Consider the following 1,917-nt stretch of genomic DNA (forward strand, 5'->3'; position numbering starts at 1 on the left):
CTATTTGCCACTGCTGAAGGCTGGCTGTATCTGGCGGCGGTGCTCGATCTGGCGACCCGGAAGATCGTTGGCTGGGCGATGCGCGATCATATGCGCGCCGAACTCACCACCTCGGCTCTGGTGATGGCCATCCAGCGCCAACGGCCGTCTGTGGGTCTCATCCAGCATTCCGATCGCGGCAGTCAGTATGCCTCTCGGGACTACCGGGACCTGTTGCAGGCGGCCGGGATGCGGCAATCCATGTCGCGCAAGGGCTGCTGCTACGATAATGCTCCCATGGAGAGCTTCTTCCACACTCTCAAGGTCGAGTTGGTCCATCGTACCCGGCTCGAAACCCGCGACCAGGCCCGCCGGGAGGTGTTCGCCTACATCGAAACCTACGACAATCGCCAACGCGCTCACTCGGCCATCGGATACATCACCCCCGAACAGGCCGAGCTAAAATCTGCGTGAACCTGTGTCCACCGAAGCAGGGCAAGATCAATCCAGATCCACCGAACGGGACGCTGACCGTTTCGATCCGCACCTGCGTCACTCACCGGATGCGTACCACACAACTTCAGCCCGGTGCTATCCACCAGCAGGTGGATGGGCGCGCCGCTCGAGCGCGGTGCTGAGGGCAGCGTCACCGTCCGGGCCCGGCGCGCGATGGTGGAGTGATCCGGCACCGGCAGATCAAGCCCGAGCAGGTGCAAGACGGAACCGATCAGCCCCTCGGTCTGGCGCAGCGCCAGACGGAACACCGCCCTCAGCATCAAGGCCGTGGTGATCGCCAAGTCCGAGTAGTGGGGCTGACCACCCGGTGTGGTCCGGGGCGCCGCCTTCCACTGCGCGACCGCCTCGTCGCTCACCCAGACGGTGAGGCTGCCGCGCTGACGCAAGGCCTCGTCATAAGCGGCCCAATTGGTCACGCGCCGCTTCGGCCGTGTGATGTGGTGACGGCGGGCAGCGTTCGCTTTGTAGGGCACGGCCAAGAACCTGAACGGAGGCGGAGCCATGGCCTACGGCATCAGCCCCATCCGTGCAACAGCCCGACCACATGTCGAAGTACAAAAACAACCATTTGGAGCAGGATCACCGCGGGGTGAAGGGCCGCACGCGCCCAATGCGCGGCTTCAAGTCCTCAACCAGTGCACACCGGTTCTGCCGGGCCTATGACGAGGTGCGCAACTTTCTACGGCCGGCGACGCAGCGCAAGCAGCACGTCCCGGCAGGCCAACGACGGGCAATCCATGTTCAGAGAATCGCCGCCCTGCGCGACATGCTTGCCATCGCGTAAACACGGCCGCTCGCGGCACGGCAATCCTCACCTCCAATCCGATCTTGGCGCGAGAACTGACGCAACCGTGTGGACAGTGCATCGGTCACCTCCGGAATGGTGGTGATCCTCTACGTCAACCCTGTGCCGTCAAACAAGCTGGCGCGAAGGCTGGCAGAACCGGGCGAGGCGCGCCTCGTCGAACGCGCCTTCAACCTTGGACCCTGTGTGCTCGCCGAGGCTGTCCAGTTCATCAGCCAGAAACTCGAACTTCAGGCGGCATAGCATCGGCGGTGATGTTCGTAACCATCATCTCGCGCATGCCGGCAAACTTTGCAACAGAGCCCCCTACCGTATATCTGAGTCCCAATAATGTACTGACCCGACCAACGTCCCTCAGGAGCGTTCGTCTCCGGAGCAGACCTCGGCTGGAGATCCTCCGTCTCTCGACAGAATGAGGCGTGATCATTATCGTGCTTGGCACAAGAATAATTGTGCAAAGCAAGCAGATCGATGTCGAGCGAGCCCCTGTCCCAGATCGGTCCATACCGGCTGACCCATGTGATGGGAAAGGGGGGGATGGGGGTGGTCTATGCCGGGGAGCATCTCCAGACGGGCATGAGCGCGGCGGTCAAGACCGTCACCAGCGTCGAGCTTTC

At 62.6% G+C, this 1,917-nt stretch carries 3 protein-coding genes and 1 pseudogene; 3 read left to right on the plus strand and 1 reads right to left on the minus strand.

Annotation, left to right across the window (positions count from 1 at the left end; all coding sequences use genetic code 11):
* The coding region (locus tag I71_RS25465) for an IS3 family transposase (RefSeq protein WP_042700402.1) at nt 1–453 on the plus strand (453 nt) is incomplete at its 5' end.
* 95 nt (nt 454–548) lie between these two features.
* On the opposite strand, the pseudogene I71_RS25470 reads toward I71_RS25465, so the two are convergent.
* Nucleotides 549–968 (minus strand): annotated as a pseudogene (locus I71_RS25470) (transposase); the annotation flags it as partial.
* 71 nt (nt 969–1,039) lie between these two features.
* On the opposite strand from I71_RS25470, the gene I71_RS40685 reads away from it, so the two are divergent.
* Together I71_RS40685 and I71_RS38505 are read left to right on the plus strand one after the other, a co-directional pair.
* Nucleotides 1,040–1,279: a DDE-type integrase/transposase/recombinase gene (locus I71_RS40685; protein WP_148294371.1), complete on the plus strand. Its 240-nt coding sequence runs from the start codon at nt 1,040–1,042 to the stop codon at nt 1,277–1,279.
* A 96-nt stretch (nt 1,280–1,375) separates the two neighbouring features.
* Entirely contained in the window at nt 1,376–1,543 is a 168-nt protein-coding gene (locus tag I71_RS38505) for a hypothetical protein (protein ID WP_159107436.1), read from the plus strand.
* Nucleotides 1,544–1,917 lie beyond the last annotated feature (374 nt).

The organism is Azospirillum sp. B506, assembly GCF_000333595.1.
GTDB lineage: Bacteria > Pseudomonadota > Alphaproteobacteria > Azospirillales > Azospirillaceae > Azospirillum.

What these genes read in the sequence shown, in the direction of transcription:
- I71_RS40685 (WP_148294371.1), top strand. Translation starts at nt 1,040, where the DNA reads ATGTCGAAGTACAAAAACAACCATTTGGAGCAGGATCACCGCGGGGTG.
- I71_RS38505 (WP_159107436.1), top strand. Translation starts at nt 1,376, where the DNA reads ATGGTGGTGATCCTCTACGTCAACCCTGTGCCGTCAAACAAGCTGGCG.